Origin of the sequence: Afifella aestuarii (genome assembly GCF_004023665.1) — a bacterium.
Taxonomy (GTDB): domain Bacteria; phylum Pseudomonadota; class Alphaproteobacteria; order Rhizobiales; family Afifellaceae; genus Afifella; species Afifella aestuarii.
In genome coordinates, this window is sequence record NZ_SAUF01000001.1 from 759,679 (window position 1) to 785,000 (window position 25,322).

Consider the following 25,322-nt stretch of genomic DNA (forward strand, 5'->3'; position numbering starts at 1 on the left):
CCGCGATGAAGCTTCTCCTCGTCGTTGCCGTGGCGCTTGTCGATCCCGACGGGCGCGTGCTTCTGGCCCGCCGCCCGGACCATAAAGAATTCGGCGGCATGTGGGAGTTTCCCGGCGGCAAGGTCGAGGCAAGCGAAAGTCCCGAAGCTGCTCTCATCCGGGAATTGCGCGAAGAACTCGGGATCGATGTGCAGGAAGCCTGTCTGGCGCCGTTGACGTTCGCCAGCCATGCTTATCCAAATCTTCATCTGCTGATGCCACTCTACGTCTGCCGACGCTGGTCTGGCGTGGCGCAGGCTCTCGAAGGACAGGAACTGCGCTGGGTCCGGCCGCAAAAGATGAGAGAGTTTGCCATGCCGCCAGCTGACGAACCGCTGATTTCCCATCTGCTCGATCTGTTGTGATCGACATGCTGAGATCGCGCCTGCGCGAACTCGCTTTGGTGTTGACCTCGCTCCGGCGTGATGAATCCGGCGCGACGGCGATCGAATACGCTCTCATCGGCTCGCTGGTCACCATTGCCCTGCTGGCAGGTTTCAGCGTTTTCATTCCCGCGCTGACGGCCCTTTACGAGGGTATCGCGGCGCATTTTGCCGAGATCGGCTGGGGGTAAAGCGTGCCTCTCGGCCGGCGCGGTCCGGCCCACTCATTCCCGGCCCATTCAGTCTCGGCCGTTCATTCCCGGTTCTTCTCTTCCAGAAGATGGGCAAGACTCACCTGCGCCGAACCGCGTTTCGCAGGCTTCTGCTGGCTTTCATGCGGCGCCCAGCCGGACACGGCGTAAAGCTCGAACGTCGCCGGCACCCGTCCTTCTCCATCGCCGTAGAGTTCGCGGTAGGCTTCCGCTGCACGGGCGATGAGCGCCCGCGTCGCGGGTTTGCGGGCGCGTTCAGACAGCACATTGGAGGCGCCCATCGCCTTCAGCTCCGCCATCAGCTTCAAGGGCTCGCGGTAGCGCACGGTCACCACTTCGCGGTCGACGACTGGCAGGGCAAAACCGGCCCGCTGCAGAAGTGCGCCGACATCGCGGATATCTGCAAAGGGCATGACGCGGGGGCTGACGCCGCCCATCATCTCGGCTTCCGCGTGCATGAAGGCATGGCGCAGTTCGGCGAGCGTCCCGCCGCCCGGAAAGACGGCGAGGCAGAGACCGTCGGGCTGCAAAGCGCGGCGGATCTGAATGAGGGCGCCCGGCAGATCGTTGGCGTTGTGGAGGCTGAGGACGGAGGCGAAGAGATTGACGCTTTCGGGCGCAAGCGGCAGCGCCTCGTCGTCGGTGACGGCGACCTGAGCCGTGTGCAATCTCGCCGCTGCAAGGCTCTGCTCCAGGGACAGGATTTGATCCACCTTGCCGCTTGCCAGAAGGACCTCTGCAAGTGCAGGGCCCCGGCCGAAGGCGGCGACCCCCCGTTCGAAACGGCGCTCCACCATGGCAAGGCGCATGGCGACTTCGTCGATCGCCCGTTGCATCAGGAAATCGATACCCTCCGGTGCGGGGGCGGCGCGCTCTTCGCGGCGGCGAAGGAGATGCTTGTCGAGGATCGGGGGAGCGGTCATGCTCGGGTTCTAGCGCAAGACGCGCGATGGTGAAGCGCAATGCGACGGGACATGTCTCTTCGTGCGGCGGGATCGGAGCCGGTCCACGCCAGAAGCAGCCTCCGCGACATCGTCAAAGCGGGGGCGAGACAGGTCGCGGATCTGCTTTTGCCGCCGCTCTGCCCGGTCTGCCGGCGGGCCGTCGGCGCGCATGATCTCTTGTGCCCGCAATGCTGGGCGAAGCTGCGCTTCATCGAAGAGCCGTTCTGCCCGGTGCTCGGCGTTCCCTTCGCCGCCGATCTCGGAGACGGGATTTTGTCGGCGCAGGCGATTGCCGATCCGCCGCCGTTTTCGCGGGCGCGTTCGGCCGTCCTCTTCGACGAAACGGCGCGCAATCTCGTGCATCAGTTCAAATATTACGATCAGGCGGCCGTCGCCCGCACGCTGATCGCGCTGACTTTGCGACCGGCGCGAGACCTCTTCCGCGAGGGTACGCTCGTGGTGCCGGTGCCGCTCCACCGCTCGCGTCTGTGGCAGCGGCGTTTCAATCAATCGGCCGTGCTCGCCAAAGGCATCGCCGATGAACTCGGCCTTCGTTTCGTGCCGCGAGCGCTCACCCGCAGCCGGCGCACACGGCAACAGGTCGGTCTGTCGCAAAAGGAGCGGCAGGCCAATCTGCGCGGCGCCTTCAAGGTGCGCGATGCGCAAAGAGGCGTCGTCGCCGGCCACCGCATTCTTCTCGTCGACGATGTCTACACTTCGGGCGCGACGGTGAAGGCGGCAACGAAGGCGCTTCTCAAAGCCGGGGCGCAGGAGGTCGACGTCGTCACCTTCGCGCGCGCCGGTGTCGTCCCGCTCGGGTGAGGCTCCGGTCCTGGTGCGCGGCGTTAAGCCGATGGTTCTGTTGCGGAAGTTTTCCGTGAGGCTATATCTGGGGCAACGCTTGGAGCATTCATGGCCAAAGTCACCATCTATACCCGGCAGTTTTGCGGCTTCTGCAGCTCGGCGATCCGCCTGCTTGAGGAGAAGGGCGCGGATTACGAAGAGATCGACGCCACCTTCGAGCCCGACAAGCGGGCCGAGATGATGGCGCGCTCGAAACGCCAGACGTTTCCGCAGATCTTTATCGGCAGCCGGCATGTCGGCGGCTGCGACGATCTTTATGCGCTCGACCGGCAGGGGCGTCTGGAGCCCATGCTTGCGGGCGAGGAGGCGGGGTCGTGAGTTTCAAGGCCGCCTGTCTGCAGCTCAATGCCACGAATGTCGTTTCCGAGAACATCGCCACGATCGAACGGCTGGCGCGCCGCGCCGCCGAGGCGGGGGCGGATTACGTGCAGACGCCGGAGATGAGCAACATCATCGAGCGCGACCGCGAGAAGCTGTTTGCGGCGATCACGATGGAAGCAGACGATCCGACGCTTGCCGCCTGCCGGGCGCTCGCCTCTGAGCTCGGCATCGTCTTTCATGTCGGCTCGCTCGCCCTGAAAAGTCAGGATGGGAAGATCGCCAACCGCGGCTTCGTGGTCGGGCCGGACGGCGCCATCCTGGCACGCTACGACAAGATCCATCTCTTCGATGTCGATCTGCCGGGCGGCGAGAGCTGGCGGGAATCGGCGACCTATACGGCGGGCGGCGAGGCGGTGCTCGTGCCGCTCGCCTTCGCCACGCTCGGCGTCTCGATCTGCTATGACGTGCGCTTTCCGCAGCTTTACCGGGCGCTCGCCAAGGCGGGGGCGGATGTGTTGACGGCGCCGGCCGCCTTCACCCGCAAGACCGGCGAGGCGCATTGGCATGTTCTTCAGCGTGCGCGGGCGATCGAGAACGGCGCCTTCATGATCTCCGCGGCCCAGGCGGGGACCCATCGCGATGGCCGGGAGACTTTTGGGCATTCCATCATCGTCTCGCCCTGGGGCGAGGTTCTGTCTGAGGCGGGCGGCGACGGCGAAGAGGTGATCCTCGCCGACATCGACACGGCGCAATCGGCAGAGGCCAGAGGCCGCATTCCCTCGCTCGCCAACGAGCATAATTTCACGCAGCCCTCAGTCGGGCCATCCCTTGCGCCATCCGTCGCGCCGCCGATGAGGTCGGCATCATGATCCATTACGATTTGCGTTGTGACGAGGGCCACGGCTTCGACGCCTGGTTTGCAAGTTCGAAGGCCTTCGAAGAGCAGCAAGAGGCCGGTCTGCTCTCTTGTCCGCATTGCGGCTCGGCGTCCGTCGAACGCGCCTTGATGGCCCCGGCGATTTCGGGCGGACGCGGACGCGAGCCGGTTCACTCCGTTGCGGCCGAGACGGGCTCTGCGGGCGCTCCTGTGGCGGCCGGCGGCGGCAAGGGGCAGCAGGTGGCGACCACCGTGCCGGCGCCGCTCCTGGAGGCGATGCGCGAGGTGCGCAAATATGTTCAGGCGCATGCCGATTACGTCGCCAACCGCTTCGCCGAAGAGGCGCGCCGCATCCATTACAAGGAAAGCGATCCGCGCGGCATCTATGGCGAGGCGAGCCGCGAAGAGATCAAAGAGCTCAAGGACGAGGGCATCGAATTTCAGCCGCTGCCGGTCCTGCCGGAAGATTTCAACTAGGCCGCGCCCGTCCCGCGTGAAAGCAATCTAGACCTTTTCCGTCGAGTTTTCTAAACCGGCGGGGATTGGCACGGGAGGCTCCCATCGGCGGACATCACGATCATCATCATGGCCATGATCACGCGCACGGGCATTCCCATGCTCACGGCCATGCGCATGCGCACGGGGCGGGCGGCAACGAAAAGCGCATGGCGATCGCCGCCGCGCTCACCGGCTCGTTCATGCTCGCTGAAGCGATCGGCGGTTTTCTCTCCGGCTCGCTCGCCCTTCTCGCCGATGCCGGCCACATGCTCACCGATTTCGCGTCCTTGTCGCTCGCCTGGTTCGCCTTTCGCATCGCGCGGCGCCCGGCGGACTGGAAGCGCACTTATGGCTTCGATCGCTTTCAGGTTCTGATCGCCTTCGTCAACGGCATCGCGCTTCTCGCCATCTGCGTGTGGATCATCGTGGAGGCGGTGCGGCGCTTCAATGCGCCGGTCGAGGTGATGGGCGCGCCGATGCTGGTGATCGCCGTCCTCGGGCTCATCATCAACATCGCCGTCTTCTTCGTGCTGCACAGCTCCGAGGAGCAGAACCTCAACATGCGCGGCGCCATCCTGCATGTGCTCGGGGATCTCCTCGGCTCCGTCGCAGCGATCATCGCCGCACTCGTCATCCTGATGACGGGATGGATGCCGATCGACCCGATTTTGTCGCTTCTCGTCTGCCTCCTGATCCTGCGCAGCGCCTGGTATGTGACGAGCCAGTCGGGGCATATCCTGCTTGAAGGCGCGCCGGCGGGCGTCGATGTACGCGAGATCGAGCGCGATCTGCCGCAATCGGTCGAAGGCGTCCTCAACGTGCATCACGTGCATGCCTGGGCGATCAGCGAGGAGCGGCCGATGGTGACACTGCATGCGCGGCTGGCCGACGGGGTGGCGACCGATATCACCGTGCGGGCGATCAAGGCGCGCATCGCCGAGCGCTTCGACATCGATCATGCGACGATCGAGGTGGAAGGCCTGCATTGCGCCGACGAGGCGATGAAGCGGGCGTCTTAGGCAAAGATCGTTGCCCGCGGTCTTTGCGACCTCGAGCCTGCCTGCCGAAACAACACAGAAAAGACCCGCCGCGCGGGCGGGTCTCCGGTCTCGGGTTTTGCGGGGGTGGTGAGGGCTGCTGTGGGGTTGAGAAGCCCTGGAGGCCGGGCCTTCTCATGCGGGGTCAGCGGACGACGTAGACGATGCGGTGGCTGCCCGGTTCGACGAGGACCGGCTGGCCGTTCACATAGGCGTATTCGTAGTCGTAATCCGGGATCGGCGTCAGCGTGACGGTTTCGGGTACGCCGGCGCCGACCACCACTTCACCGTCGAGATAGACGGGCTGAACCGGGTTCGTCTGCACATAGGTAGTGACGGTCTCGGGCGGATCGATGATGGCGCCGGCCGCAGAGCCGCCGACCGTTCCAGCAGCCCCGCCGATCGCGGCGCCGGCCGCCGCACCCACCGGACCGCCGATCAAGGCGCCGGCGACTGCGCCGCCGACCATGCCGGTCGCACCGCCTGCCGTGCCACCGGTTTCGGCGCCCGAGGGCTCGTAGGTGGTGACGGGAACGCCGGCATCGGCGTAATGGTCGGTCATGACGACGGGCGAGCCGCTGATCGGTGCCGTCAGATAATCGGAATAAGCCCAGCCTTGCGTGCCTTCATGGGTGACGGTGCACCATTTGCTGCCCTGGAGGCAGCCGTTCACGGTGACCTCGTCCTCGCCTGGAATGTAGCCGACGATGGGATATTCCGGTCCCGGGCCTGAGCGGATGTTGAGGTCGGTGGTGGCGGTTGCCGCGCTCTGGGCGAGGGCGGTGGTCGAGAGCGCCGCAAGAGCGGCGGCTGCGAGCGTCGCGTTTTTGGCAAATCGCATTGATCGTCTCCGTTCAGATTGATGGCGCTACAACCTGAAGGCTGAAGAAGCGGTTCCGGCACGTTGCGCGAAACCGCTCCAGTCTGTGGCGGGTGCGCAACAGTCGCTGACGCAAGCGTGTTCGGCAGCCGCCTTGCTGCCGCGGCCGCGCCCGCTAAGTTTTTTCGAAAGCCAAAGATGAGCGAACAGGAGACAAGATGCGCAGAGCACCAGGGGTACGGTATTCGCCGGCGGAATTGTGGGCCGACGGGATCGTGCACGGGCTCGGCCTGTCGCTTGCGATCGCGGCCGCGATCGCCGTGCCGCTTGCCTTGAGCGGGCGCGTGCCCGCCGGGGAAATGGCGGCGGTGGGCGTCTATCTCGGGACGCTCGTTCTCTCGCTCGGGATTTCGGCCGCCTATAATCTGTGGCCGGCGGGAAGCGTGAAGGCCGTCTTGAGGCGGCTCGACCATTCGGCGATCTTCCTTCTGATCGCCGGCACCTATACGCCCTTCATGGCGGTGAGCGAAACCTGGTGGCTTCTCGCCTTCGTGTGGAGCGTGGCGGCGGCGGGCGTGTTCGGAAAGCTTTTCGTGCCGCACCGTTTCGACCGCGTCGCGCTCGTCGCCTATCTCGGCCTCGGCTGGTCGGGCATCGTTGCCTACGGACCGCTGACGGAGGCGCTGTCGTCGTCCGTCGTCTGGCTCGTGATCGGCGGCGGGATCGTCTATTCGGCGGGCGTCATCTTTCACGTCTGGGAGCGGCTTCTCTTCCAGAACGCCATCTGGCACGCCTTCGTGGTGGCGGCCGCCTCCATCCATTTCGTCGCCGTGTTGAAGAGCGCGGCCGCGTGAGCGGCCATGTCGCCGGGTCGGGCTCTTAAGCGACGACCGTGGCGATCTCTTCGACGCCTTCCCAGATCATGTGGCCGGCCACATAGACGATGATCAGAAGACCGACGTAAGCGATCCAGCGCTGCTTGTGCAGGAGGTCGGCGATGAGGCTTGCCGCAATGCCCATCAGCGCGACCGACAAAACGAGGCCCGAGGCGAGCACCCAGGGGTGCTGGTGCGCGGCACCGGCGACGGCAAGCACGTTGTCGAGCGACATCGACAGGTCCGCCAATATGATCTGAAAGACCGCCTGAGCCATGGATTTGGGTTGTGGCTTGTCGATCGTAGCCGCGTGAGGCCCGCCCTCGTGGCAGGCCTTGCGGTCGGCCTCGAGTTCCCGCCACAGCTTCCACGACACCCACAGAAGCAGGATGCCGCCGGCCAGCAACAGGCCGATGATCTCCAAGAGTTCGACGGCGACGAGCGCAAAGGCGATGCGCATGACGGTCGCTGCGGCGATGCCGATCGCAATGACTTTCGTGCGCTGCTTCGCAGGCAGGGACGCCGCCGCCATACCGACGACGACGGCATTGTCGCCGGCAAGCACGACGTCGATCATGACGACGGTCAGAAACGACCAGATCTCGGCGCTGGTGATCACGTGACTGGCAGGTTCGAAAAGAAAAGGCTCAAACGTGCGGGCTGTCGACGCTCAGCGTGCCGGCCGCTCTGCCAGCATCATATAGTTCACATCCATGTCCCGTGACAGGCGCATTCTGTCCGTCAGCGGGTTGTAGACGACGCCGGTCTCGTCCTTGATCGTGAGACCTCCCGCCATCAAGGCGTCGGCCAATTCGCGCGGCTTGACGAAACGATGGTGCTCATGCGTGCCGCGAGGAAGCCAGCCGAGCACATATTCGACGCCCACGATGGCGAGCGCGAAGGATTTCATGGTGCGGTTCAAGGTGGCGAGGAACATGAGGCCGCCCGGCTTCACGAGCGCTGCGGCGGCCGCGATATAGGCTTCCACATCAGTGACGTGCTCCACCACCTCCATCGACAGGACGACATCGAAGAGAGCGCGTTCGGAGGCGAGATCCTCCGCCGCCGCACAGCGGTAATCGATGACGAGGCCGCTTTCGGCGGCGTGGCCGGTCGAGACTTCGATGTTGGCGGGGGAGGGATCGATACCTGTCACCTTGGCGCCGAGACGCGCCATCGGTTCGGCGAGAAGCCCGCCGCCGCAGCCGACATCGACGATGTCGAGCCCCGTAAACGGTTTCGGAGCCCGCGGGTCGCGGTCGAACTGCTCGCAGACATGGCGCACGATATAATCGAGCCGCACCGGATTGAGCTTATGCAGCGGACTGTTCTTGATGCCGCCCCACCAATCCTGAGCGCTCTGCTCGAATTTGGCGACTTCCTTGGGATCGATGGTGGATGAGCCGGCCTGCATGATGTCCTCCGCTTGGGCGCGTGCGGAGAAGAGGTGGCGAACGGGTCGGAAGTCAAGCCTTCCCGGCTGCGACCTGCTTTCCAGGTGCACGGGAAAGGCGCTTTTTATCATGTGCCGCCTTCGGCGATCTCACGCGCCTCGACCTTGATCGGACGGTGCTTGAAGGTGGCGCAGATGACCCCGTGGTCGCTGGTGCCGCTCTCTTTGTGGTCGTCGTAATTGAGGTGGTCGTTGGCGACCGTCATGCCGTCAAACATCCACAACCGGCGGCGGCTGTTGTCGTAGAACTCTTCGCTGACCAGAATGTGGTCGAGGGATTCCCGGAATTCCTTGTAGATGTGCGTGTAATAGACATCGCGGGTGCTGCGGTATTCCTGCAAAGTTTGCGCCGTGTAGAGGCTGACATCTCCACCGCCCTTCGAATCGCCGACGAGATAACGCGGTTGCTCTGTTAGGATGTTGGCGGTGTTGGAGTGCTGCCCGTCATTGATGTCACCAAGGACGATGACGGGGGTCCGGGTTCCTTTCATCTGTTCCGACAGGAGGAAGCGGAGCGCTGCGGCCTCGGCGGTGCGGCGGATCGTGGAAAGGGCCGCGCCGAGATTGTTCTGGTGTTTTTTGTAGATGTCCTCGTCTTCGTGAAACCAGGCCTCGCGGTAGACCTTGGCCGGCGATTTCGATTTCAGGTGGCAGACATAGACTTGCACGGCCGGCTCGTCCTCACGCGGGCGGATGCGGAAGTGCAGGACCGGACGTGAAAAACTCTCAATGGCGACACTGATTTCCGGCGTCTGGGGATCGTCGCCCGTGCTTCTCAACAGAAACCTCTCCGGAAACGCCACGATCCAATCGGGATCGCCTTCGAGAAGACCGCGGCGGACGATGGCGGCGCAGACGATCTTTTGGCCATCGGCGTCGTCCGGCACGAGCATGTCGTAATCGTCCGCAAGGCCGGAAGCTTGAAGAGCGGTCTTGAGGGAGTCGCGGTGCCACAACTCCTGGAATCCCAGGATGTCGGGCCGAAGCAGGCCTATGACATGCTGGGTCCACGCGATTTTGCGGCGGTAGGCCTCGCGCGACCAGCCGTCTCGGTCGGAATAGATCGGCAAGCCAGGCTCGTTGAGATTGTAGAGATTAAACGTGCCGATGCTGAGTGTGCGCTTTTTCATGAGCGGCCTCCCGTTTGAGCGGAGACTATCGCTGTTTCATGACACTCCAACCGGCGCGTGCAATTTATGGGCGTATGCTTTGTTTCGATCTTGGGTAGAAAACGCACCAAACCCGAAGACATGGCTATGAGTGGGCGAGTGCGTGCCGCTTGGTTATGTTTGATCGTTATGAGCGTTAGCTGCTTTCAAACCAATGTTTATGCCAACTTCATCCCCCAGCTGAGGAACATGACCAGCTACGATGAACGCATAGGCTTGGATGGCAAATCTTGTTTTGTGGAAATCGCCGAAAACATCGTTATAGATGACTATTCCGAATATCGTTGGAATAGTTGGCCCTCCATTCGTATCTTTGACAAAAAAATCTTCTTGTGTAAGGTCGCTGCGAAATCGCGACTCCGCTTCATCAGAGGCAGAAATGGTAAATCCTCCACTACTCATTTCTGCTGCTCTGACCATGTCGGGGCACGGTGTGGGCAGTTGTCGTGGCTGCCATCCTGTATTCAAAATAACTTGCACATTGCGAGCGGGAGAGTGACCAAAATTGCGCGTGAGAACGTCAAAGGATACTGGCGTCGTCATGTCGCTTCCACGCAGGGGCGGCACCACGTTAATCCGCACAGAGATATACGCACGGGTCTGTTTCTGGCCGATTTCTCGTGTGACGATCACGGCATCGTCAGCGGCTTTTACGGCCTTGCGGGTCTCAAATAAAGTCCAGACGATAGCTGCGGTGCCAACAAGCAAGAAGATGGTCTGCCAGCGGCCGAGAATCACCATTTCGTGCGCCGAACGCTCCATGTTTCGCTGCGCGACAAGATTTTCTATTTCTCGATGCTCGGAACGCTTCTCGCGATCGTCACCAGCTTCCCTTTCAGCGTCGGATTCGACAATCGTTACCGGGAACGTGAGCGGAAGAACAAATGGCTCCTCCGCAACGGGCGATCGGCCACCCTCGTAATTGGATTGCTCCTGACATTTTACAGCCTCTGGGGATAATGAAAGAATTACCCCAATCGCAAATGTCGCGATCCAAGTGCCTCTAGGCATTGCAGCAAGAATCCCACGCATTGCCAGTACATCCATTACGCTCCGCACACCTTCGTCATCTCGCATAGACCGTAGCACCTTGCCGACCCATTTCGTCAGATCGGAGAGGTAACTGCGATCAGGCGTGCCTTGTCCACTCAAATGGACAAATTCTTTACGATTCGGCGGCTTGCGAATGGGCTGTCAGCGTCTTTCAGCACGCTGTGTATGGCCTGCAATAGCCCTCTTCTGTCGAAAACAACCTTTCACTTCTGGCGAGGCATCTGTGTGTCCAGATCGGCTCTGTAGCCGAGCAGGTTCAAGGTGAGATCAACCGCGCCTATGTCGGCCTTGATCCTAACAAGTCGGTCGCAGATGCGGTCGGCTGCCGACCTCCCTGGCCTCGCTCGAGGTGAAAGCCTCGCCGCCGCGCCGATTGCCCCCGGGCGCATTCCCGGCTAAAAGCGGCGCGCCGGGGTGCCCGGCCGCGGCCTTGCGCCATTTTTGTTGGCGGGTCGTACCCACAAATTCCATCAGGCCTAGCCGAGCCGAAAATGTCCCGCCTCGTGATGAAATTCGGCGGCACTTCTGTCGCCGATCTCGACCGCATCCGCCGTGTTGCGCGCCATGTGAAACGTGAAGTCGATGCCGGCCACGAAGTCGCCGTCGTCGTTTCCGCGATGGCCGGCGAGACGAACAAGCTCGTCAAATTGTGCCGGGAAGCGTCGCTCATGCACGACGCGCGCGAATACGATGCCGTCGTCGCCTCGGGCGAGCAGGTGACGGCCGGGCTTCTCGCCATCGTGTTGCAATCGATCGGCGTCGATGCGCGCTCCTGGCTCGGCTGGCAGATCCCGCTTCGCACCGATGCCGCACATGGCGTGGCGCGCATCGCCGACATCGATTCCCGCACGCTTCTGGAGCGTATGAGCCGCCAGCAGGTGGCGGTCGTCGCGGGCTTTCAGGGCGTCGCCCCCGACAACCGCATCGCCACGCTCGGCCGCGGCGGCTCGGATACGAGCGCGGTGGCGCTCGCGGCGGCCCTCGGGGCGGAGCGCTGCGACATCTATACGGACGTCGACGGCGTCTATACGACGGATCCGAGAATCGTATCGGGCGCCCGGCGCCTGCCGAAGATCGCGTTTGAGGAAATGCTCGAAATGGCGTCTCTCGGCGCCAAGGTGCTGCAGGTCAGATCCGTCGAACTCGCCATGGTGCACGGGGTCAGAACCTTCGTGCGCTCCTCCTTCGACGACCCGGAAGCGCCGCAAGTCGGCGAGGGCAATCTGCCCATCGGCACGCTCATTTGTGACGAGGACGAAATCGTGGAAAAGCAGCTTGTCACCGGCATCGCCTATTCCAGGGACGAGGCGAAGGTCACGCTCCGACGCGTCGAGGACCGACCCGGCGTCGCCGCGACCATTTTTGGCGCGCTCGCCGACCAGGCGATCAATGTCGACATGATCGTGCAGAACATTTCCGAGGACGGGCGCACCACCGACATCACCTTCACCGTCACCACGACCGATTTCGACCGTGCGCTCGCCCTCATCGAGGGGATGCGGCCGGGCGTGGCGATGGAGATGGTGACGGGCTCGAGCGACGTTGCGAAAGTCTCCGTCATCGGCATCGGCATGCGCAGCCATGCGGGCGTCGCAGCGGAGGCGTTCAAGGCGCTCGCGGCTCGCGGCATCAACATCCAGTTGATCACCACCTCGGAGATCAAGATCTCCATCCTGATCGACGCCGCCTATACCGAACTTGCCGTACGCACCCTCCATTCAATATACGAACTGGACAAGACGTGACGGGCTAACGTCGAATACGGCGCCCACGGGGGACGGGGCGGCCGGGAGAGACTGTGCACGGCGACGGGATGAGGGGGTCTGCCCGCAATGCGAGAGACGCTTGCCGGACCGAGAGTGCTGCTCAGGCGGCTCCGCGAAGTCATGGCGGAGCCGATCGGCGCACAAGATCGTCTGGATAAGATCGTCAGGCTGATCGCCGCCAACATGGTGACGGAGGTCTGTTCCGTCTACATCCTGCGCGCCGACGGGGCGCTCGAACTCTTCGCCACCGAAGGTCTGAAGGCCTCGGCCGTTCACCGCGCCACCTTGCGCGTCGGCCGCGGCCTCGTCGGCCTGATCGCGGCGGAGGCACGGCCGCTCAATCTGCCCGACGCGCAGAAGCATCCGGCTTTCGCCTATCTGCCGGAGACCGGGGAGGAGATCTACAATTCCTTCCTCGGCGTGCCGGTGCTGCGTGCCGGCCGCACTCTCGGCGTACTCGTCGTCCAGAACCGCGCCCACCGCTCCTACACCGAGGAGGAGGTGGAAGCCCTGCAGACGACAGCCATGGTGCTCGCCGAAATGTTTGCCGCCGGCGAAATCGAAGACCTCGCCACGCCCGGAGCCGACCTCGATCTCAACCGCCCTTTTCGTCTGGAAGGTGCGGCGTTTTCGGAAGGAATCGGGCTCGGAAAAGTGCTCCTGCACGAACCGCGCGTGGTGGTGACGCAGCTGATCGCCGAAGACGTCGATCAGGAGCTCGTGCGCCTCGACGAGGCGATGCGGAGCCTGAGGCTGTCCGTCGACGATCTTCTGGCGCGCGGCGTGGAGGCCGGGCAGGGCGAGCATCGCGACATTCTCGAAGCCTACCGGATGTTCGCGCAGGATCAGGGCTGGGTCCGGCGGCTGCGCGAGGCGGTGGCGGCGGGCCTCACCGCGGAAGCGGCGGTGGAGAAGGTGCAAAGCGACATGCGGGCGCGGCTCGCACGCAGCGCCGATCCTTATCTGCGCGACCGGCTGCATGATCTCGACGATCTCGGCAACCGGCTGTTGCGCACGCTGATGGGCCGCCCGCACGGTCCGGGCAGCGCGCAGATGCCGTCCGATGCGGTGGTCGTCGCGCGCAATATGGGGGCGGCCGAACTTCTCGATTACGACCGCGACAAGCTGCGCGGCGTGGTGCTCGAAGACGGGGCGCCGACGAACCATGTGGCGATCGTGGCGCGGGCCCTCGGCATCGCGACCGTCGGCCAGGTGGAAAACGTCGTGGCGCTCGCCGAATCGGGCGATCCCGTCATCGTCGACGGGGAGACGGGCGAGGTGCATCTGCGTCCGCCGGGCGATATCGAGCTCGCCTATGTCGACAAAGTGCGCTTCCGGGCACGGCGGCAGGAGCAGTTCCGCCGTCTGCGCGACACGCCCGCCTCGACCAAGGACGGCGTCGATGTTTCCTTGATGATCAATGCCGGCCTGATGATGGATCTGCCGCATCTTCAGGAATCGGGAGCGTCGGGCATCGGGCTCTTCCGCACCGAATTGCAGTTCATGATCGCCTCGTCGTTTCCGCGGCTCGGCGAGCAGGAGGCGTTTTATCGCGACGTCATGGAAGGGGCCGGCGACAAGCCCGTGACCTTCCGCTCGCTCGATGTCGGCGGCGACAAGGTGCTGCCCTATATCCGCACGCATCCGGAAGAAAATCCGGCGCTCGGCTGGCGCGCAATCCGGCTCGGCCTCGACCGGCCGGCGCTGTTGAAGACGCAGATCCGTGCTTTGCTGAAGGCGGCGGCGGGACGCACTTTGCGCCTCATGTTCCCGATGGTGACAGAGGTGTCGGAATTTGAACGCGCCGCGCAGATCGTTCGGAGCGAAGAGGCGCATTTGCGGCGCCACGACCATCCGACCGCCGACAAGGTGGAGCTCGGCGCGATGCTGGAGGTCCCGTCGCTTCTGTGGCAGCTCGACGAGCTTCTGGCGAAGGTCGATTTCCTGTCGGTCGGCTCCAACGATCTGTTTCAGTTTTTGATGGCGTCCGACCGCGGCTCGACGCGGCTTGCCGGCCGTTTCGATGCCTTGTCGCCGGCGTTTCTGCGCCCCTTGCGCAAGATCGCGCACCGGGCCCACGATATGGGCAAGCCGGTTTCCGTGTGCGGCGAAATCGCCGGGCGGCCGCTCGAAGCCATGGCGCTTCTGGCACTCGGCTACCGGTCCTTGTCGATGGCGCCGTCGTCGATCGGGCCGATCAAGGCGATGATCCTGGAATTGCGGCTCGAACCCCTTGCCGAACGGCTCAATGCCATGCTGGACGGGGATGTGAGCGCCTCGGAACTCCGCACCGAATTGCGGGCCTGGGCGAATATCGAACGCATCCCCGTGTGAGCGAATTCTCGCTATAGAGAGCGGATGATACCGAAAGAACGACTGGACGGGCTGATTGCCCGCCGCAACGCCATCACCACGGAACTCACCAAGGCGCCGGAGACGGAGGTCTTCATCCGCCTGTCGCGCGAGCTTGCCGAGATCGAGGAGGTGGCCGGCAAGGGCGAAGAGCTGCTTGCGGCCCAGCAGGAGCTCGAAGACGCCGAGGCGCTGACCGCCGACCGCGACAGCGATGCGGAGATGCGCGAACTCGCCGAGGAAGAGGCCTATGCGCTGCGCAAGCGCATCGCCGTGCTCGCCGACGAGATCCGGGTTCTGCTTCTGCCGCGCGACGAGGCGGATTCCAAAAGCGCCATCCTGGAAGTCAGAGCCGGCACCGGCGGCGACGAGGCGGCGCTTTTTGCCGGCGACCTTTTCCGCATGTATTGCCGCTATGCCGACCTCAAGAAATGGAAGGTCGAAATCCTCTCCGTCTCGGAGGGCGAAGTCGGCGGCTATAAGGAAGTGATCGCCTCCATCTCCGGGCGCAGCGTCTATGCGCGGCTCAAATTCGAATCGGGCGTGCACCGGGTGCAGCGCGTGCCGGAGACGGAAGGCGGCGGCCGCATCCATACCTCGGCGGCGACGGTCGCCGTCCTGCCGGAGGCGGAGGATGTCGATATCGAGATCCGCCAGGAAGATCTTCGCATCGACACGATGCGCGCCTCGGGCGCCGGCGGGCAGCACGTCAACACGACCGATTCAGCGGTGCGCATCACGCATCTTCCGACCGGCATCGTCGTCACGTCGTCTGAGAAGTCGCAGCACCAGAACCGGGCGCGCGCCATGCAGGTTCTGAAGGCGCGGCTTTATGACATGGAACGCGAGAAGGCCGACAGCGAACGCGCCTCGGCCCGCAAGAGCCAGGTCGGTACCGGCGACCGCTCGGAGCGCATTCGCACATACAATTTCCCGCAGGGCCGGGTGACCGACCACCGCATCAACCTGACGCTCTACAAGCTCGACAAGATTCTGGCCGGCGAAGCGCTCGACGAACTGGTCGACGGGCTCGTTGCCGACGATCAGGCGAACCGGCTTGCCGCGATCGAAGCCGAGCCGGCGTGAGGGCGGGGAAATAGCGAGAAGTCCGGCCGGTCGCGGGGCGCCAAGCCGCGACGCGCTTTTGAAGCAAGCGCGTGGAACCCTGAAGGCGGCCGGCATCGCCGATCCGGGGCGCGACGCGCGGCTGCTTCTTGCTGCCGCCTGCGGGATTTCCGCCGAACAGCTGATTTCGGTGGGTGATGCGCCGGTGTCGGACGAGGAGGAGGTGCGGTTTTCCGCCTTCATTGCCCGCCGCGTGGCGCGAGAGCCCGTCGTGCGCATTCTCGGAAAAGCGGAATTCTGGGGGCTTTCGTTTCAGGTGGGGCCGGAGGTTTTGACGCCGCGCCCGGAGACGGAGCATGCCGTTGAAACCGCACTCGCCTTCCTTCGGGCCGAGGGGCGTGGCGAGCAGCTCCTCTTCGCCGATCTCGGCACGGGAAGCGGGGCCATCGCGGTGGCGCTCTTGCGGGAGCTTCGCGAAGCGCGATGTGTCGCGGTCGATCTGAGTGCCGCAGCGCTCGATGTGGCCCGGCAGAATGCCGTAAGGCACGGGGTGGAGGAGCGATTTTTGCCGTTTCACGGCGACTTTCGCGATCTCGGAGAGGTGGTCGCGCCGCAAAGCCTGACTTTTATCGTTTCCAATCCACCCTATATAGAGAGCGACGTCGTCGCGACGTTGATGCCAGAGGTCGAACGCTTCGATCCGAAGATGGCGCTCGATGGCGGCGAAGACGGGCTGGCCGCCTACCGGGCGATCGCAGAGGTCGCTCCCGAATTTTTGAAACCGGGCGGTGCACTTATCCTTGAGATCGGCGCGGGCCAGGCGGAGAGTGTCACGGCACTTCTCAAGGAAAACGGACTTTCTGCATGTTCCGAGACAGTCGATCTTGCCGGAATCGTGCGTGTGGTCAGCGCCAGGAAAGCTTGTGATGACAGTGTTGCAGACGCTGCTTTCGCCTGCCGCAATGCGAAAAAATAACTTGGAAATCCAAGTCAATCTCGCTACGGTCAAGAGGCGATCCGGGGCACAACGCCACACAAATGTCCTTGAGACAGGCGAAGTTATCGCCCCCAGCGCGGATCGTTTGCACGTCTTCGCCACCGATGGTCATGAATGACACGGGCAGCTCCGGCTGAATTGGGAATCGTGCGATTGGAAAACTCAGCTTCGGTCAAGCCGTGGCGAGTAGGGGCACGGATCAAAAAGCTCTAAACCAGCGAGAACGGTTGATGAGGCATAATCAGAACAGGCGGTCGCGGGGACGCAACCGCAAGGGGCCTAATCCTCTTTCGAGAAGCTATGAATCGAATGGGCCGGACGTCAAAGTTCGTGGAACGGCTCAGCACATCGCCGACAAATACGCCTTGCTGGCACGCGATGCGCTTTCTTCGGGGGACAATGTCTCGGCCGAGAACTATTTTCAGCACGCAGAACACTACAACCGCATCCTGATGGCTGCGCAGGCGAACATGCCGCAGCAGCAAAACGTCAACAATCAGGATCAAGACGACGACGACGATAGCGACGACTACCGTCCGATGAACGGCCATCGTCAGCCCTCGCGCAACGATTCGCGCCAGGACGACCGCGATTCCGACGAGCGCGAGACGCGCGGTTCGGGAAATCGGGACGATAACCGCCGTGACGATAACCGTCGTGATGACGGGCGCCGCGATGATGGACGGCGGGGAAATCGCGACGGCCGCAATCGCGACGAACAGGCCGCATCGAGCGACAACGACGACGACAACGAGGGTGATGGCGAGGAGCGCAGCGAGCGCCGTCCGCGTCGCACCCGCCGTCGTCCGGCCGCGGTCGCCGAGAGCGCCGAGACCGGCAATTCGGACGATTCCAGCACGGATGAGCCCGCCGCCGAGAAGCCCAAGCCCGCCCGGACGCCGAGGGCCCGCAAAACCGCCAAGGCGGAAAATGCCGAAGCGGCCGACAGCGGAACGGATGAGGGGACGGGCGAAGCTGCGCCGGCTCCGAAGCCGCGCCGCCGCACCAAGAAGGCGGCTGCTGCCGACGGCGAAAGCAGCAATGGCAACGGCGAAGCCAAGGCCGAGATGAAGGCCGACGGCAAGAGCGACGAAAAAGGCGAGCCGACGCACGACGGTGCCGCGGCTCTGGCAGCCTTTCCGGAATAAGTTTCGGCTCATTGAAACAGTGACATCAGGCGTGGGTCTCGGCCCGCGCCTTTTTCATATCCGCTATCGGGTCTGCGGAATGGGCGGACGGCCTTGCCGCCCTGCGCAATTCATGGGTTCGGCGCTTGCCTTACCCTGCCGTCTCAGGCCGTCAGGCCGGAGGCGAAAACGCGTCGCCCTCGCGTAGCGAGCCGGCGGTTGCGGCCGTGAGATAGATGCCGAAATCGGAATGGCCGTAGAGCTCCAAGAGGGCTCGCGGGAGGGCCGCGTCGCGCGCGCCCGTCTTTGGATCGACATTGGTGGCGGCACAGCGCTGCGTGCGCTTTCGACCCGAGAGAGTGATCTCCGGCAGGTCCAGCGTCTTGCCGATCCAATCGAATTCGGCGAAGGGCGGCGCCCCGTCGATAACGATGTTGGGCCGGAAACGCAGGGGATCGAGGCTGCGGCCGAGCTTTTCTTCCAATGCGCGCAGGCTTGCGAGATTGACGAGATGCAGCGATTTCGTGCGCACGTCGGAAAAGGAATGACCCGGCACGCGCAGAAGCCGCGGCGGACCGCGCAGCTCCGCGGCGAATTCTTCCGCTACCCAGGCTTCGAGCGCTGCGCGGCCTTCCGCCGTGGCCAGCGAGCCTGAAAAACCGGCCGAGCCGCCATCCTTCGGCGTGATCGAGAGCTCTTGCGTTCCCTCGTCGAAGCGGCTTTCGAAGGTGGCGAGCCGCTCGTTCTTCATCAGCATCAAAAAGCGGATCTTCGGCAGATGCTGCGGGTTTTCCGGATCGAAGCCTGAGGGGCCGTTCTCGATCGCAAAGGCGCGGTCGAAGGGCATGGTGGCGCCCTTTTCGAGCGTCGCGTCCGAGAGGCGTTCCGGGGACAGCCCTTTGACGGGATAGCGGTAAAGCGCGGTGACCTTGATCATGGGATTTGGCTTCCGCTGCGGTGGTGGCAAAGTCAACCGACGGTGTGCACCGCAGGGCGGAGACGTACGTTTCCGGGGGCCGCTGGTCACTCAAATGCGGGCTTTTCGCTCCCTCTCAAAAGGGCGGTTGCCGAGGCTCGAAAATCGGCGCCGCGACCATTGCGTGGCAAATCAGCCACACCCATATGAGCATCCGGTACGGGGCGCTTCCGAAGAAGGCCTCAATCTCATGTCAGGTGCGGGATGCTACGGGTCCCGGCGCCGGAAGGGGTCAAACGATGAATTTTGAAAAATACACAGAACGCGCGCGCGGCTTCATCCAGTCTGCGCAGACTTACGCGTTGGGGCAGGGGCATCAGCAGTTCCTTCCCGAACATCTTCTGAAAGTTCTCCTCGACGATCCGGAAGGCATGGCGGCGGGCCTCATTTCGCGCGCCGGCGGCCGTCCGAAGGAGGCGCAGCTCGCCAATGATGCGGCGCTCGCCAAGCTGCCGAAAGTGTCCGGCGGCAACGGCCAGCTCTATCTGGCGCAGCCGCTCGCCAAGGTTCTGCAGACCGCCGAGGATGTGGCGCAGAAGGCGGGCGACAGCTTCGTCACCGTCGAACGGCTGCTTCTCGCTCTCGCCATCGAAAAGGGCGCGGCGACCTCCGGGATTCTCTCCAAGGCCGGTGTGACGGCAAACGGGCTCAACGACGCGATCAACGACATCCGCAAGGGGCGTACGGCCGATTCGGCATCTGCCGAGCAGGGCTATGACGCTCTAAAGAAATATGCGCGCGACCTCACCGAAGAGGCGCGGGCGGGCAAGCTCGACCCGGTGATCGGCCGCGACGAGGAGATCCGTCGTGCCATCCAGGTTCTGTCGCGGCGCACGAAGAACAATCCTGTGCTGATCGGCGAGCCGGGCGTCGGCAAGACCGCGATCGCGGAGGGGCTGGCGCTGCGCATCGCCAATGGCGACGTGCCCGAGAGCCTGAAGGAGAAGAAGCTCCTCGCGCTCGACATGGGTGCGCTCATCGCCGGCGCGAAATATCGCGGCGAGTTCGAAGAGCGGCTGAAGGCGGTTCTCTCGGAAATCGAGGCGGCGGCCGGCGGCATCATCCTCTTCGTCGACGAGCTGCACACGCTGGTGGGCGCGGGCAAGGCGGAAGGCGCGATGGACGCCTCGAACCTTTTGAAGCCGGCCCTGGCACGCGGCGAGCTGCACTGCGTGGGCGCGACGACGCTCGACGAATACCGCAAATATGTCGAGAAGGACGCGGCCCTGGCGCGGCGCTTCCAGCCGGTCTTCGTCAACGAGCCGAACGTCGCCGACACGATCTCGATCCTGCGCGGCCTCAAAGAGAAGTACGAGGTGCATCACGGGGTCCGCATCACGGATTCGGCGCTCGTTTCCGCGGCGACGCTTTCCAACCGCTACATCACCGACCGGTTTCTGCCGGACAAGGCGATCGATCTGATGGACGAGGCCGCCTCCAGGCTCCGCATGCAGGTCGATTCCAAGCCGGAGGCGCTCGACGAGCTCGACCGGCGCATCATCCAGCTCAAGATCGAGCGGGAAGCCTTGAAGAAGGAGACGGATGCGGCCTCGCATGAGCGGCTCGAAAAGCTGGAGAAGGAGCTTGCCGACCTCGAAGAGGAATCGGCCGCGCTCACTCAGCGCTGGCAGGCGGAGAAGGAAAAGCTCGCCGGTGCCTCCAAGCTCAAGGAGGAGCTCGACCAGGCGCGCTTCGACCTCGAACAGGCGCAGCGCCGCGGCGATCTCGCCAAAGCGGGCGAGCTTGCCTATGGCGTCATCCCGCAGCTCGAGAAGAAGCTGAAGGAAGCGGAAAAGCGCGAGGCGCAGGCGTCCAGCGGTGAGGGCGGCGGCGGACTGGTCGAAGAGGCGGTGACGCCCGACCATATCGCCCATGTCGTGTCGCGCTGGACCGGCGTTCCGGTCGACAAGATGCTCGAAGGCGAGCGCGACAAGCTCCTCAGAATGGAGGACGAGCTGTCGCGGCGGGTCATCGGCCAGGCCGAGGCGGTGCATGCGGTTTCGACCGCAGTCAGGCGTGCGCGCGCCGGGCTGCAGGATCCGCATAGGCCGATCGGCTCGTTCATGTTCCTGGGCCCGACGGGCGTCGGCAAGACGGAGCTCACGAAGACGCTCGCCGACTTCCTGTTCGACGACGAGAGCGCCATGGTGCGCATCGACATGTCGGAGTTCATGGAGAAGCATTCCGTGGCGCGGCTGATCGGTGCGCCTCCGGGATATGTCGGCTACGAGGAAGGCGGCGTTCTGACCGAAGCGATCCGGCGGCGGCCCTATCAGGTCGTGCTCTTCGACGAGATCGAAAAGGCGCATCCCGACGTCTTCAACGTGCTTCTGCAGGTGCTCGACGACGGCAGGCTGACGGACGGCCAGGGCCGCACCGTCGACTTCCGCAACACGCTTATCATCATGACCTCCAATTTGGGTGCGGAGTTCCTCTCCAATCTCAAGGAGACGGAGGACGTCGATGCCGTGCGTGAAGAGGTGATGCAGGTGGTGCGGGCGAACTTCCGGCCGGAATTTCTCAACCGTGTCGACGAGGTGATCCTGTTCCACAGGCTGAAGCGTCAGCAGATGGCTGCGATCGTGGAGATCCAGCTGAAGCGGCTCGAGACGCTCCTGGAGGACCGCAAGATCGAGCTCTCGCTCGACGACAGCGCCACGGCCTGGCTCGCCGAGAAGGGCTACGACCCCGCCTATGGGGCGCGGCCGTTGAAGCGGGTGATCCAGAAGCAGGTGCAGGACCCGCTGGCGGAGAAAATCCTCGCCGGCGAGATCCGCGACGGCGCTGAGGTCAAGGTGACGGCGGGTTCCGACCGGCTCCTCTTCCATGTCGTCGGCTCGAAGACCGGCACGGAAGGCGAATCGATCGCCGCCTGAGCCCGTTTGGTGACGGCGCCCCGCTCCGGCGAGGCGCCATCCTCTCACATTTAAGATGCGAACGCACTTCCCGGAGCCGGGGAGGGCGTTTTTTTATGCGCGCGGGCATTTCCTCCTGCCCCTCACGCGAGCGGCCTCGTTTCAGCGGCGGGCCGCGCGCCTCTGCCGGGAACTCCCGCGGCCCTTAAGACTTTGTCCTTCCTGGCTGCGCTAACGTCGCGGCGTTTGGATGACAGGGCAGGGGCATATTCATGCTTTCAATGAGACGCGTTGTTGCCGCGGCGGTTTTCGCCTGCGCGGCGGCAGGTTTTTCCGCCACGACGCAGGCCGCGTCCTGCGGCAATGGGCCGGCGGGCTTTCCGGCCTGGCTGCAGGATTTCAAGCAGGAGGCGGCACGGGCCGGCATCTCACAGCGGGTGATCGATCGGGCGCTTTCGGGCGTCTCCTACCAGTCGAAGGTCATTCGCCTCGACCGCGGCCAGCATTCCTTCAAGCTCTCCTTCGACGAGTTTTACCGCAAGCGGGTGAACGACGCGATGATCCGCAAGGGGCACAAGCTCATCGGCCAGTATTCGTCGCTTCTGTCGTCGATCGAAAAGCGCACCGGCGTGCCGCCGGAGGTGATCGTCTCGATCTGGGGGCTGGAGACCGGCTATGGCCGCAATTCCGGATCGATGGCGACGTTCCCGTCGCTTGCCACGCTCGCCTATGATTGCCGGCGCTCCGCCTTCTTCACCGGCGAGCTTCTGGCGGCCCTGAAGATCGTTCAGCGCGGCGACATCGCTCCCTCGCAGATGCGCGGCGCCTGGGCGGGCGAACTCGGCCAGACGCAGTTCCTCGCCTCGTCCTATCTGCGCTTCGCCGTCGATGGCGACGGCAACGGGCGGCGCGACCTCATCAATTCGGTGCCGGATGTGCTCGCCTCCACAGGCAATTATCTCCGGGCCTATGGCTGGCAGCCGGGGCGGGGCTGGGAACCGGGCACGACGAATTACAACGTGCTGCACCAGTGGAACAAAGCCGACGTCTACGTGAAGACGATCTCGGTGATGGCCTCGAAAATGGCCGGGCGAAGCTGACGGCGCATCGCCCGGATGAGGCCTAAATCGGCGCGCGGAAGATGAAAAACGCGCCGAGCCCGATGAAGGCGAAGCCGACGAGCTGGTTGAGCGTGATCGGCTCTTTCAAATAGATGGCGGAGAAGCCGACGAAGACGACGAGGGTGATGACCTCCTGAATCGTCTTCAGCTCCGCCGCACTATAGGCGCGGTAGCCGATGCGGTTCGCCGGCACGGCGAAGCAATATTCCAACAGCGCGATCATCCAAGAAATGAGGATGACGAGCGGCAGCGGCCGGTCGGTGAAGCGCAGATGCCCGTACCAGGCGACCGTCATGAAGAGATTGGATGCCGACAGAAGCAGGATCGGCGCGACCTGCGGCGGGATGGAAAACGTCATCGTGACCTTAAGACAAGGCGGGATGCCGACAACGCTCCCGCGAGCGAAGCAATGAAGAAGACCGCCGAAACGTTCCCGCCGTGGTGATGAAACGCGGACGGGACAGGCGTCTCAGATGCCGAAACAGCCGGGCAGACCCGAGACCAGCACCGACATGAAGATCGCATCCGATTTCAGCTGCCAGCCGAGAAAGACGGAAACGATCGCGGCGAGCGCGAGCAGGGCCGAGGCGGCGGTGAAGGCGAGCGAGCCGTCGAAGGGAAGCTTCATGGAGGAGATGTTGCGCCGGCGCCCGCTCCACCGTCAAGCATGGCGTCAAGCGGGGGCCGTCAGGCAGGCGTTCAAGCCGCGCCGTCAAGCAGTCGGTTGAGCTTGGCGAGCGCTGCGTCGCGGTCCTCGTTGAAATTGATGGTGCCGGCGAGGCGGCCGTCCCCGTCGAGCAGGAAGACCGAGGCGGTGTGGTCCATGGTGTAGTCGCCGCCCTCCGTCTCCACCTTGCGATAGAAGACATGATAATCGTCGAGCATGGCCCGCACCTTGTCAGGCTCGCCGGTGATGCCGCGGATCCCGGCATCGAAAGCTGAGACGTAATCGGCCATCACTTCGGGCGTGTCGCGCTCCGGATCGACGGTGACGAAGACAAGGGCGAGATCATCCGCCTTGTCGCCGAGCGCTTCGCGCCAGCTCGCCATGTCGGCGAGCGTCGTCGGGCAGACATCGGGGCAATGGGTGAAGCCGAAGAAGACGGCGGAGGGGTGGCCCTCGAAAATCTCTTCAGTGACCGGCGCGCCTTGTTCATCGACGAGGGTGAAATCGGCGCCGAGCCGATCGCCGCCGGCGATGCCCCCCTGGTTGCGCGACAGGACCCAGAGGGCCGTGACGCCGACGAGGGCGGCGGCAACCGCGATCCAAAGTCCAATCAAGATGCCGCGTCGCATGTCGTCAGGCTCCTTTCAGGCGGGTTTCTCCGCGAGAGATCGGGCACCTTCGGGAGCGGCGCCCGGGCTGCGGGCTCAGTCGGTAAGGGTCGCGACGCGAGAGGAATTGTCGCGTGCGAGCAAGGCGTCGATGCGCTGACGCTCCTTGTTGAAACGGGCGAGCTCGGCGCCGGTCAAAGTGTGGCCGCGCGGGACGCGGATCTTCATCGGATCGACGAAGCGGCCGTTGACCAGGACCTCGAAGTGGCAATGCGGCCCGGTCGACAGACCCGTTGAACCGATATAGCCGATGATCTGGCCCTGATGGACGCGCATGCCGACCTTGATGCCTTTGGCGATGCCCGACATGTGGTTGTAGGTGGAGACATAGCCGTTGGCGTGTTTGATCTCCACGCGCCGGCCGTAGGTGGAGAACCAGCTGGCGCGCTCGATGATGCCGTCGCCGGCGGCGATGATCGGGCTGCCGCGCGGCGCCGCCCAGTCGACGCCGGAATGCAGCTTGTAGCGGCCGAGGATCGGATGCTTGCGCATGCCGAAGGGCGAGCGGAAAACGCCGTTCGGCACCGGCTTGCGCAGGAGGAACTTGTCGGCGCTCTTGCCGTCGGGATCGTAATAGCCGATCGAGCCGTCTTCCTCGTTGCGGTAGCGATAAAAGCGATGCTTGGCGCCGTTGACGGTGAGCGAGGCGTAGATGAGCTCCTCCGCGTCGGGATCGCCCGTGTAGACGGCTTCGAATTCGTCGCGCCTCGATGTGCGGCTTTGCAGATCCGTGTCGAAGGAGAAGATGCGCACGAGCTTTTCGGCAAGCTCGGGCTTCATGTCGAGGCTGAGGGCGGAGCGCCAGAGCGCGCTGTAGACGCTCGGAAGAGAGGAGCGGGAGCGCGTATCGGCGGCGTTCGCAGTCTCGAAATCGCCTTCACTGAAGTTCGGCTCGGCCGCCGCCACATAGGCGCCGCCATCGGAGAGCGCCACCGTCGCCAGATGCTGGCCGTTGGAATAAAGGCTGATGCGGACCGGGCGCACGCGTCCTGCGTCGTCTTCGGCAAGGCCGAGGCGCAGCTTCTGGCCGGCACGGAAATCGAAGGCGAAATTGGCGATCATCGTCGACTGGATCTCGGCCGCCTCCACCTCCGTGGCGCCTTCGGCCTCCAGAAGCTTGGTGAGTGCATCGCCGGTCGCGACCTGGACGATCTTTTCCTCGATCGCCTCGTCGACCGGCGCC

General features: G+C 63.9%; 26 protein-coding genes (1 of these 26 running past the window's edge). 15 read left to right on the top strand and 11 right to left on the bottom strand.

From position 1 onward, the window contains the following. The first annotated feature begins 5 nt into the window (after positions 1-5). Together mutT and EO094_RS03435 are read left to right on the top strand one after the other, a co-directional pair. On the top strand, positions 6-404 hold the full coding sequence (gene mutT / locus EO094_RS03430) for an 8-oxo-dGTP diphosphatase MutT (protein ID WP_128290911.1): 399 nt from the start codon (positions 6-8) through the stop codon (positions 402-404). 5 nt (positions 405-409) lie between these two features. Then, a complete protein-coding gene (locus EO094_RS03435) occupies positions 410-613 on the top strand; it encodes a Flp family type IVb pilin (RefSeq protein WP_128290912.1) in 204 nt (67 codons plus the stop codon). A 62-nt stretch (positions 614-675) separates the two neighbouring features. Here the strand turns inward: EO094_RS03435 and EO094_RS03440 are convergent, their stop codons facing one another. Further along, positions 676-1,557: a methyltransferase domain-containing protein gene (locus EO094_RS03440; protein ID WP_128290913.1), complete on the bottom strand. Its 882-nt coding sequence runs from the start codon at positions 1,555-1,557 to the stop codon at positions 676-678. 51 nt (positions 1,558-1,608) lie between these two features. On the opposite strand from EO094_RS03440, the gene EO094_RS03445 reads away from it, so the two are divergent. The 5 genes from EO094_RS03445 (at position 1,609) to EO094_RS03465 (ending at position 5,157) form a co-directional block, all read left to right on the top strand. Next, positions 1,609-2,400, top strand: a complete 792-nt coding sequence (locus EO094_RS03445; protein ID WP_128290914.1) for a ComF family protein — start codon at positions 1,609-1,611, stop codon at positions 2,398-2,400. A 90-nt stretch (positions 2,401-2,490) separates the two neighbouring features. Then, positions 2,491-2,760: a glutaredoxin 3 gene (gene grxC / locus EO094_RS03450; protein ID WP_128290915.1), complete on the top strand. Its 270-nt coding sequence runs from the start codon at positions 2,491-2,493 to the stop codon at positions 2,758-2,760. Then, positions 2,757-3,632, top strand: coding sequence for a carbon-nitrogen hydrolase family protein (locus EO094_RS03455; protein ID WP_128290916.1), 876 nt, complete (start codon positions 2,757-2,759; stop codon positions 3,630-3,632). Before grxC ends, EO094_RS03455 begins: the two co-directional genes overlap by 4 nt. After that, positions 3,629-4,117 (top strand): DUF1178 family protein, encoded by a 489-nt coding sequence (locus tag EO094_RS03460; RefSeq protein WP_128290917.1) that lies wholly within the window; start codon positions 3,629-3,631, stop codon positions 4,115-4,117. Before EO094_RS03455 ends, EO094_RS03460 begins: the two co-directional genes overlap by 4 nt. 188 nt (positions 4,118-4,305) lie before the next feature. Then, a complete protein-coding gene (locus EO094_RS03465; RefSeq protein WP_164879545.1) occupies positions 4,306-5,157 on the top strand; it encodes a cation diffusion facilitator family transporter in 852 nt (283 codons plus the stop codon). Positions 5,158-5,320: 163 nt separating this feature from the next. Here EO094_RS03465 and EO094_RS03470 read toward each other — a convergent pair whose 3' ends face one another. Further along, positions 5,321-6,016 carry a DUF1236 domain-containing protein gene (locus EO094_RS03470; RefSeq protein WP_092814449.1) on the bottom strand — a complete coding sequence of 232 codons (696 nt, stop codon included), beginning with the start codon at positions 6,014-6,016 and terminating at the stop codon, positions 5,321-5,323. A gap of 197 nt (positions 6,017-6,213) precedes the next feature. Here EO094_RS03470 and trhA point away from each other — a divergent pair, with 197 nt between their 5' ends. Continuing rightward, positions 6,214-6,849 (top strand): PAQR family membrane homeostasis protein TrhA, encoded by a 636-nt coding sequence (trhA, locus tag EO094_RS03475; RefSeq protein WP_128290918.1) that lies wholly within the window; start codon positions 6,214-6,216, stop codon positions 6,847-6,849. A 25-nt stretch (positions 6,850-6,874) separates the two neighbouring features. On the opposite strand, the gene EO094_RS03480 is transcribed toward trhA, so the two are convergent. From EO094_RS03480 to EO094_RS03495, 4 genes are all read right to left on the bottom strand, one after another. Beyond that, the gene (locus EO094_RS03480; RefSeq protein ID WP_128291796.1) at positions 6,875-7,447 is read right to left on the bottom strand and encodes a YjbE family putative metal transport protein; all 573 of its coding nucleotides are present in this window, start codon (positions 7,445-7,447) and stop codon (positions 6,875-6,877) included. A 93-nt stretch (positions 7,448-7,540) separates the two neighbouring features. Beyond that, positions 7,541-8,287: a bifunctional 2-polyprenyl-6-hydroxyphenol methylase/3-demethylubiquinol 3-O-methyltransferase UbiG gene (gene ubiG / locus EO094_RS03485; RefSeq protein ID WP_246008420.1), complete on the bottom strand. Its 747-nt coding sequence runs from the start codon at positions 8,285-8,287 to the stop codon at positions 7,541-7,543. Between the two features lie 104 nt (positions 8,288-8,391). After that, entirely contained in the window at positions 8,392-9,453 is a 1,062-nt protein-coding gene (locus tag EO094_RS03490; RefSeq protein ID WP_128290919.1) for an endonuclease/exonuclease/phosphatase family protein, read from the bottom strand. Between the two features lie 153 nt (positions 9,454-9,606). Beyond that, positions 9,607-10,539, bottom strand: coding sequence for a hypothetical protein (locus EO094_RS03495; RefSeq protein ID WP_128290920.1), 933 nt, complete (start codon positions 10,537-10,539; stop codon positions 9,607-9,609). Between the two features lie 497 nt (positions 10,540-11,036). On the opposite strand from EO094_RS03495, the gene EO094_RS03500 reads away from it, so the two are divergent. The 5 genes from EO094_RS03500 to EO094_RS03520 all read left to right on the top strand — a co-directional run bounded on the left by EO094_RS03500 (position 11,037) and on the right by EO094_RS03520 (position 17,873). Next, entirely contained in the window at positions 11,037-12,290 is a 1,254-nt protein-coding gene (locus tag EO094_RS03500) for an aspartate kinase (RefSeq protein WP_128290921.1), read from the top strand. Positions 12,291-12,377: 87 nt separating this feature from the next. Further along, the gene (gene ptsP, locus EO094_RS03505) at positions 12,378-14,645 is read left to right on the top strand and encodes a phosphoenolpyruvate--protein phosphotransferase (protein WP_128290922.1); all 2,268 of its coding nucleotides are present in this window, start codon (positions 12,378-12,380) and stop codon (positions 14,643-14,645) included. 24 nt (positions 14,646-14,669) lie between these two features. Next, entirely contained in the window at positions 14,670-15,749 is a 1,080-nt protein-coding gene (prfA, locus tag EO094_RS03510) for a peptide chain release factor 1 (protein WP_128290923.1), read from the top strand. A 58-nt stretch (positions 15,750-15,807) separates the two neighbouring features. Beyond that, a complete protein-coding gene (prmC, locus tag EO094_RS03515) occupies positions 15,808-16,704 on the top strand; it encodes a peptide chain release factor N(5)-glutamine methyltransferase (protein ID WP_164879546.1) in 897 nt (298 codons plus the stop codon). 251 nt (positions 16,705-16,955) lie between these two features. Further along, on the top strand, positions 16,956-17,873 hold the full coding sequence (locus EO094_RS03520; RefSeq protein WP_128290925.1) for a DUF4167 domain-containing protein: 918 nt from the start codon (positions 16,956-16,958) through the stop codon (positions 17,871-17,873). A 151-nt stretch (positions 17,874-18,024) separates the two neighbouring features. Here EO094_RS03520 and EO094_RS03525 read toward each other — a convergent pair whose 3' ends face one another. Next, positions 18,025-18,789 carry an MOSC domain-containing protein gene (locus EO094_RS03525; protein ID WP_128290926.1) on the bottom strand — a complete coding sequence of 255 codons (765 nt, stop codon included), beginning with the start codon at positions 18,787-18,789 and terminating at the stop codon, positions 18,025-18,027. Positions 18,790-19,067: 278 nt separating this feature from the next. Between EO094_RS03525 and clpB the strand changes: the two genes are divergently transcribed. Both clpB and EO094_RS03535 read left to right on the top strand, forming a co-directional pair. Beyond that, complete coding sequence (clpB, locus tag EO094_RS03530; protein ID WP_128290927.1) at positions 19,068-21,704, top strand: ATP-dependent chaperone ClpB; 2,637 nt, start codon at positions 19,068-19,070, stop codon at positions 21,702-21,704. Positions 21,705-21,955: 251 nt separating this feature from the next. After that, complete coding sequence (locus EO094_RS03535; protein WP_205649808.1) at positions 21,956-22,783, top strand: lytic murein transglycosylase; 828 nt, start codon at positions 21,956-21,958, stop codon at positions 22,781-22,783. Positions 22,784-22,805: 22 nt separating this feature from the next. Here the strand turns inward: EO094_RS03535 and EO094_RS03540 are convergent, their stop codons facing one another. The 4 genes from EO094_RS03540 to EO094_RS03550 form a co-directional block, all read right to left on the bottom strand. After that, on the bottom strand, positions 22,806-23,162 hold the full coding sequence (locus tag EO094_RS03540; RefSeq protein WP_164879547.1) for a DMT family protein: 357 nt from the start codon (positions 23,160-23,162) through the stop codon (positions 22,806-22,808). Between the two features lie 111 nt (positions 23,163-23,273). Further along, the gene (locus EO094_RS18390) at positions 23,274-23,432 is read right to left on the bottom strand and encodes a hypothetical protein (RefSeq protein ID WP_164879548.1); all 159 of its coding nucleotides are present in this window, start codon (positions 23,430-23,432) and stop codon (positions 23,274-23,276) included. 71 nt (positions 23,433-23,503) lie between these two features. After that, positions 23,504-24,100 carry an SCO family protein gene (locus EO094_RS03545; RefSeq protein ID WP_128290928.1) on the bottom strand — a complete coding sequence of 199 codons (597 nt, stop codon included), beginning with the start codon at positions 24,098-24,100 and terminating at the stop codon, positions 23,504-23,506. A 75-nt stretch (positions 24,101-24,175) separates the two neighbouring features. After that, positions 24,176-25,322, bottom strand: partial view of a M23 family metallopeptidase gene (locus tag EO094_RS03550; protein WP_128290929.1) — the 3' portion only. Its footprint extends 815 nt past the window's final position; only the last 1,147 of its 1,962 coding nucleotides appear in the window; the start codon falls outside the window, past its right edge; the stop codon is at positions 24,176-24,178.

Coding starts and splice junctions, on each gene's coding strand:
- mutT (WP_128290911.1), top strand. CDS start 6: ATGAAGCTTCTCCTCGTCGTTGCCGTGGCGCTTGTCGATCCCGACGGG.
- EO094_RS03435 (WP_128290912.1), top strand. CDS start 410: ATGCTGAGATCGCGCCTGCGCGAACTCGCTTTGGTGTTGACCTCGCTC.
- EO094_RS03440 (WP_128290913.1), bottom strand. CDS start 1,557: ATGACCGCTCCCCCGATCCTCGACAAGCATCTCCTTCGCCGCCGCGAA.
- EO094_RS03445 (WP_128290914.1), top strand. CDS start 1,609: ATGTCTCTTCGTGCGGCGGGATCGGAGCCGGTCCACGCCAGAAGCAGC.
- grxC (WP_128290915.1), top strand. CDS start 2,491: ATGGCCAAAGTCACCATCTATACCCGGCAGTTTTGCGGCTTCTGCAGC.
- EO094_RS03460 (WP_128290917.1), top strand. CDS start 3,629: ATGATCCATTACGATTTGCGTTGTGACGAGGGCCACGGCTTCGACGCC.
- EO094_RS03465 (WP_164879545.1), top strand. CDS start 4,306: ATGGCGATCGCCGCCGCGCTCACCGGCTCGTTCATGCTCGCTGAAGCG.
- EO094_RS03470 (WP_092814449.1), bottom strand. CDS start 6,016: ATGCGATTTGCCAAAAACGCGACGCTCGCAGCCGCCGCTCTTGCGGCG.
- trhA (WP_128290918.1), top strand. CDS start 6,214: ATGCGCAGAGCACCAGGGGTACGGTATTCGCCGGCGGAATTGTGGGCC.
- EO094_RS03480 (WP_128291796.1), bottom strand. CDS start 7,447: ATGATCGACGTCGTGCTTGCCGGCGACAATGCCGTCGTCGTCGGTATG.
- EO094_RS03490 (WP_128290919.1), bottom strand. CDS start 9,453: ATGAAAAAGCGCACACTCAGCATCGGCACGTTTAATCTCTACAATCTC.
- EO094_RS03495 (WP_128290920.1), bottom strand. CDS start 10,539: ATGGATGTACTGGCAATGCGTGGGATTCTTGCTGCAATGCCTAGAGGC.
- EO094_RS03500 (WP_128290921.1), top strand. CDS start 11,037: ATGTCCCGCCTCGTGATGAAATTCGGCGGCACTTCTGTCGCCGATCTC.
- ptsP (WP_128290922.1), top strand. CDS start 12,378: ATGCGAGAGACGCTTGCCGGACCGAGAGTGCTGCTCAGGCGGCTCCGC.
- prfA (WP_128290923.1), top strand. CDS start 14,670: ATGATACCGAAAGAACGACTGGACGGGCTGATTGCCCGCCGCAACGCC.
- EO094_RS03520 (WP_128290925.1), top strand. CDS start 16,956: ATGAGGCATAATCAGAACAGGCGGTCGCGGGGACGCAACCGCAAGGGG.
- EO094_RS03525 (WP_128290926.1), bottom strand. CDS start 18,789: ATGATCAAGGTCACCGCGCTTTACCGCTATCCCGTCAAAGGGCTGTCC.
- clpB (WP_128290927.1), top strand. CDS start 19,068: ATGAATTTTGAAAAATACACAGAACGCGCGCGCGGCTTCATCCAGTCT.
- EO094_RS03535 (WP_205649808.1), top strand. CDS start 21,956: ATGCTTTCAATGAGACGCGTTGTTGCCGCGGCGGTTTTCGCCTGCGCG.
- EO094_RS03540 (WP_164879547.1), bottom strand. CDS start 23,162: ATGACGTTTTCCATCCCGCCGCAGGTCGCGCCGATCCTGCTTCTGTCG.
- EO094_RS18390 (WP_164879548.1), bottom strand. CDS start 23,432: ATGAAGCTTCCCTTCGACGGCTCGCTCGCCTTCACCGCCGCCTCGGCC.
- EO094_RS03545 (WP_128290928.1), bottom strand. CDS start 24,100: ATGCGACGCGGCATCTTGATTGGACTTTGGATCGCGGTTGCCGCCGCC.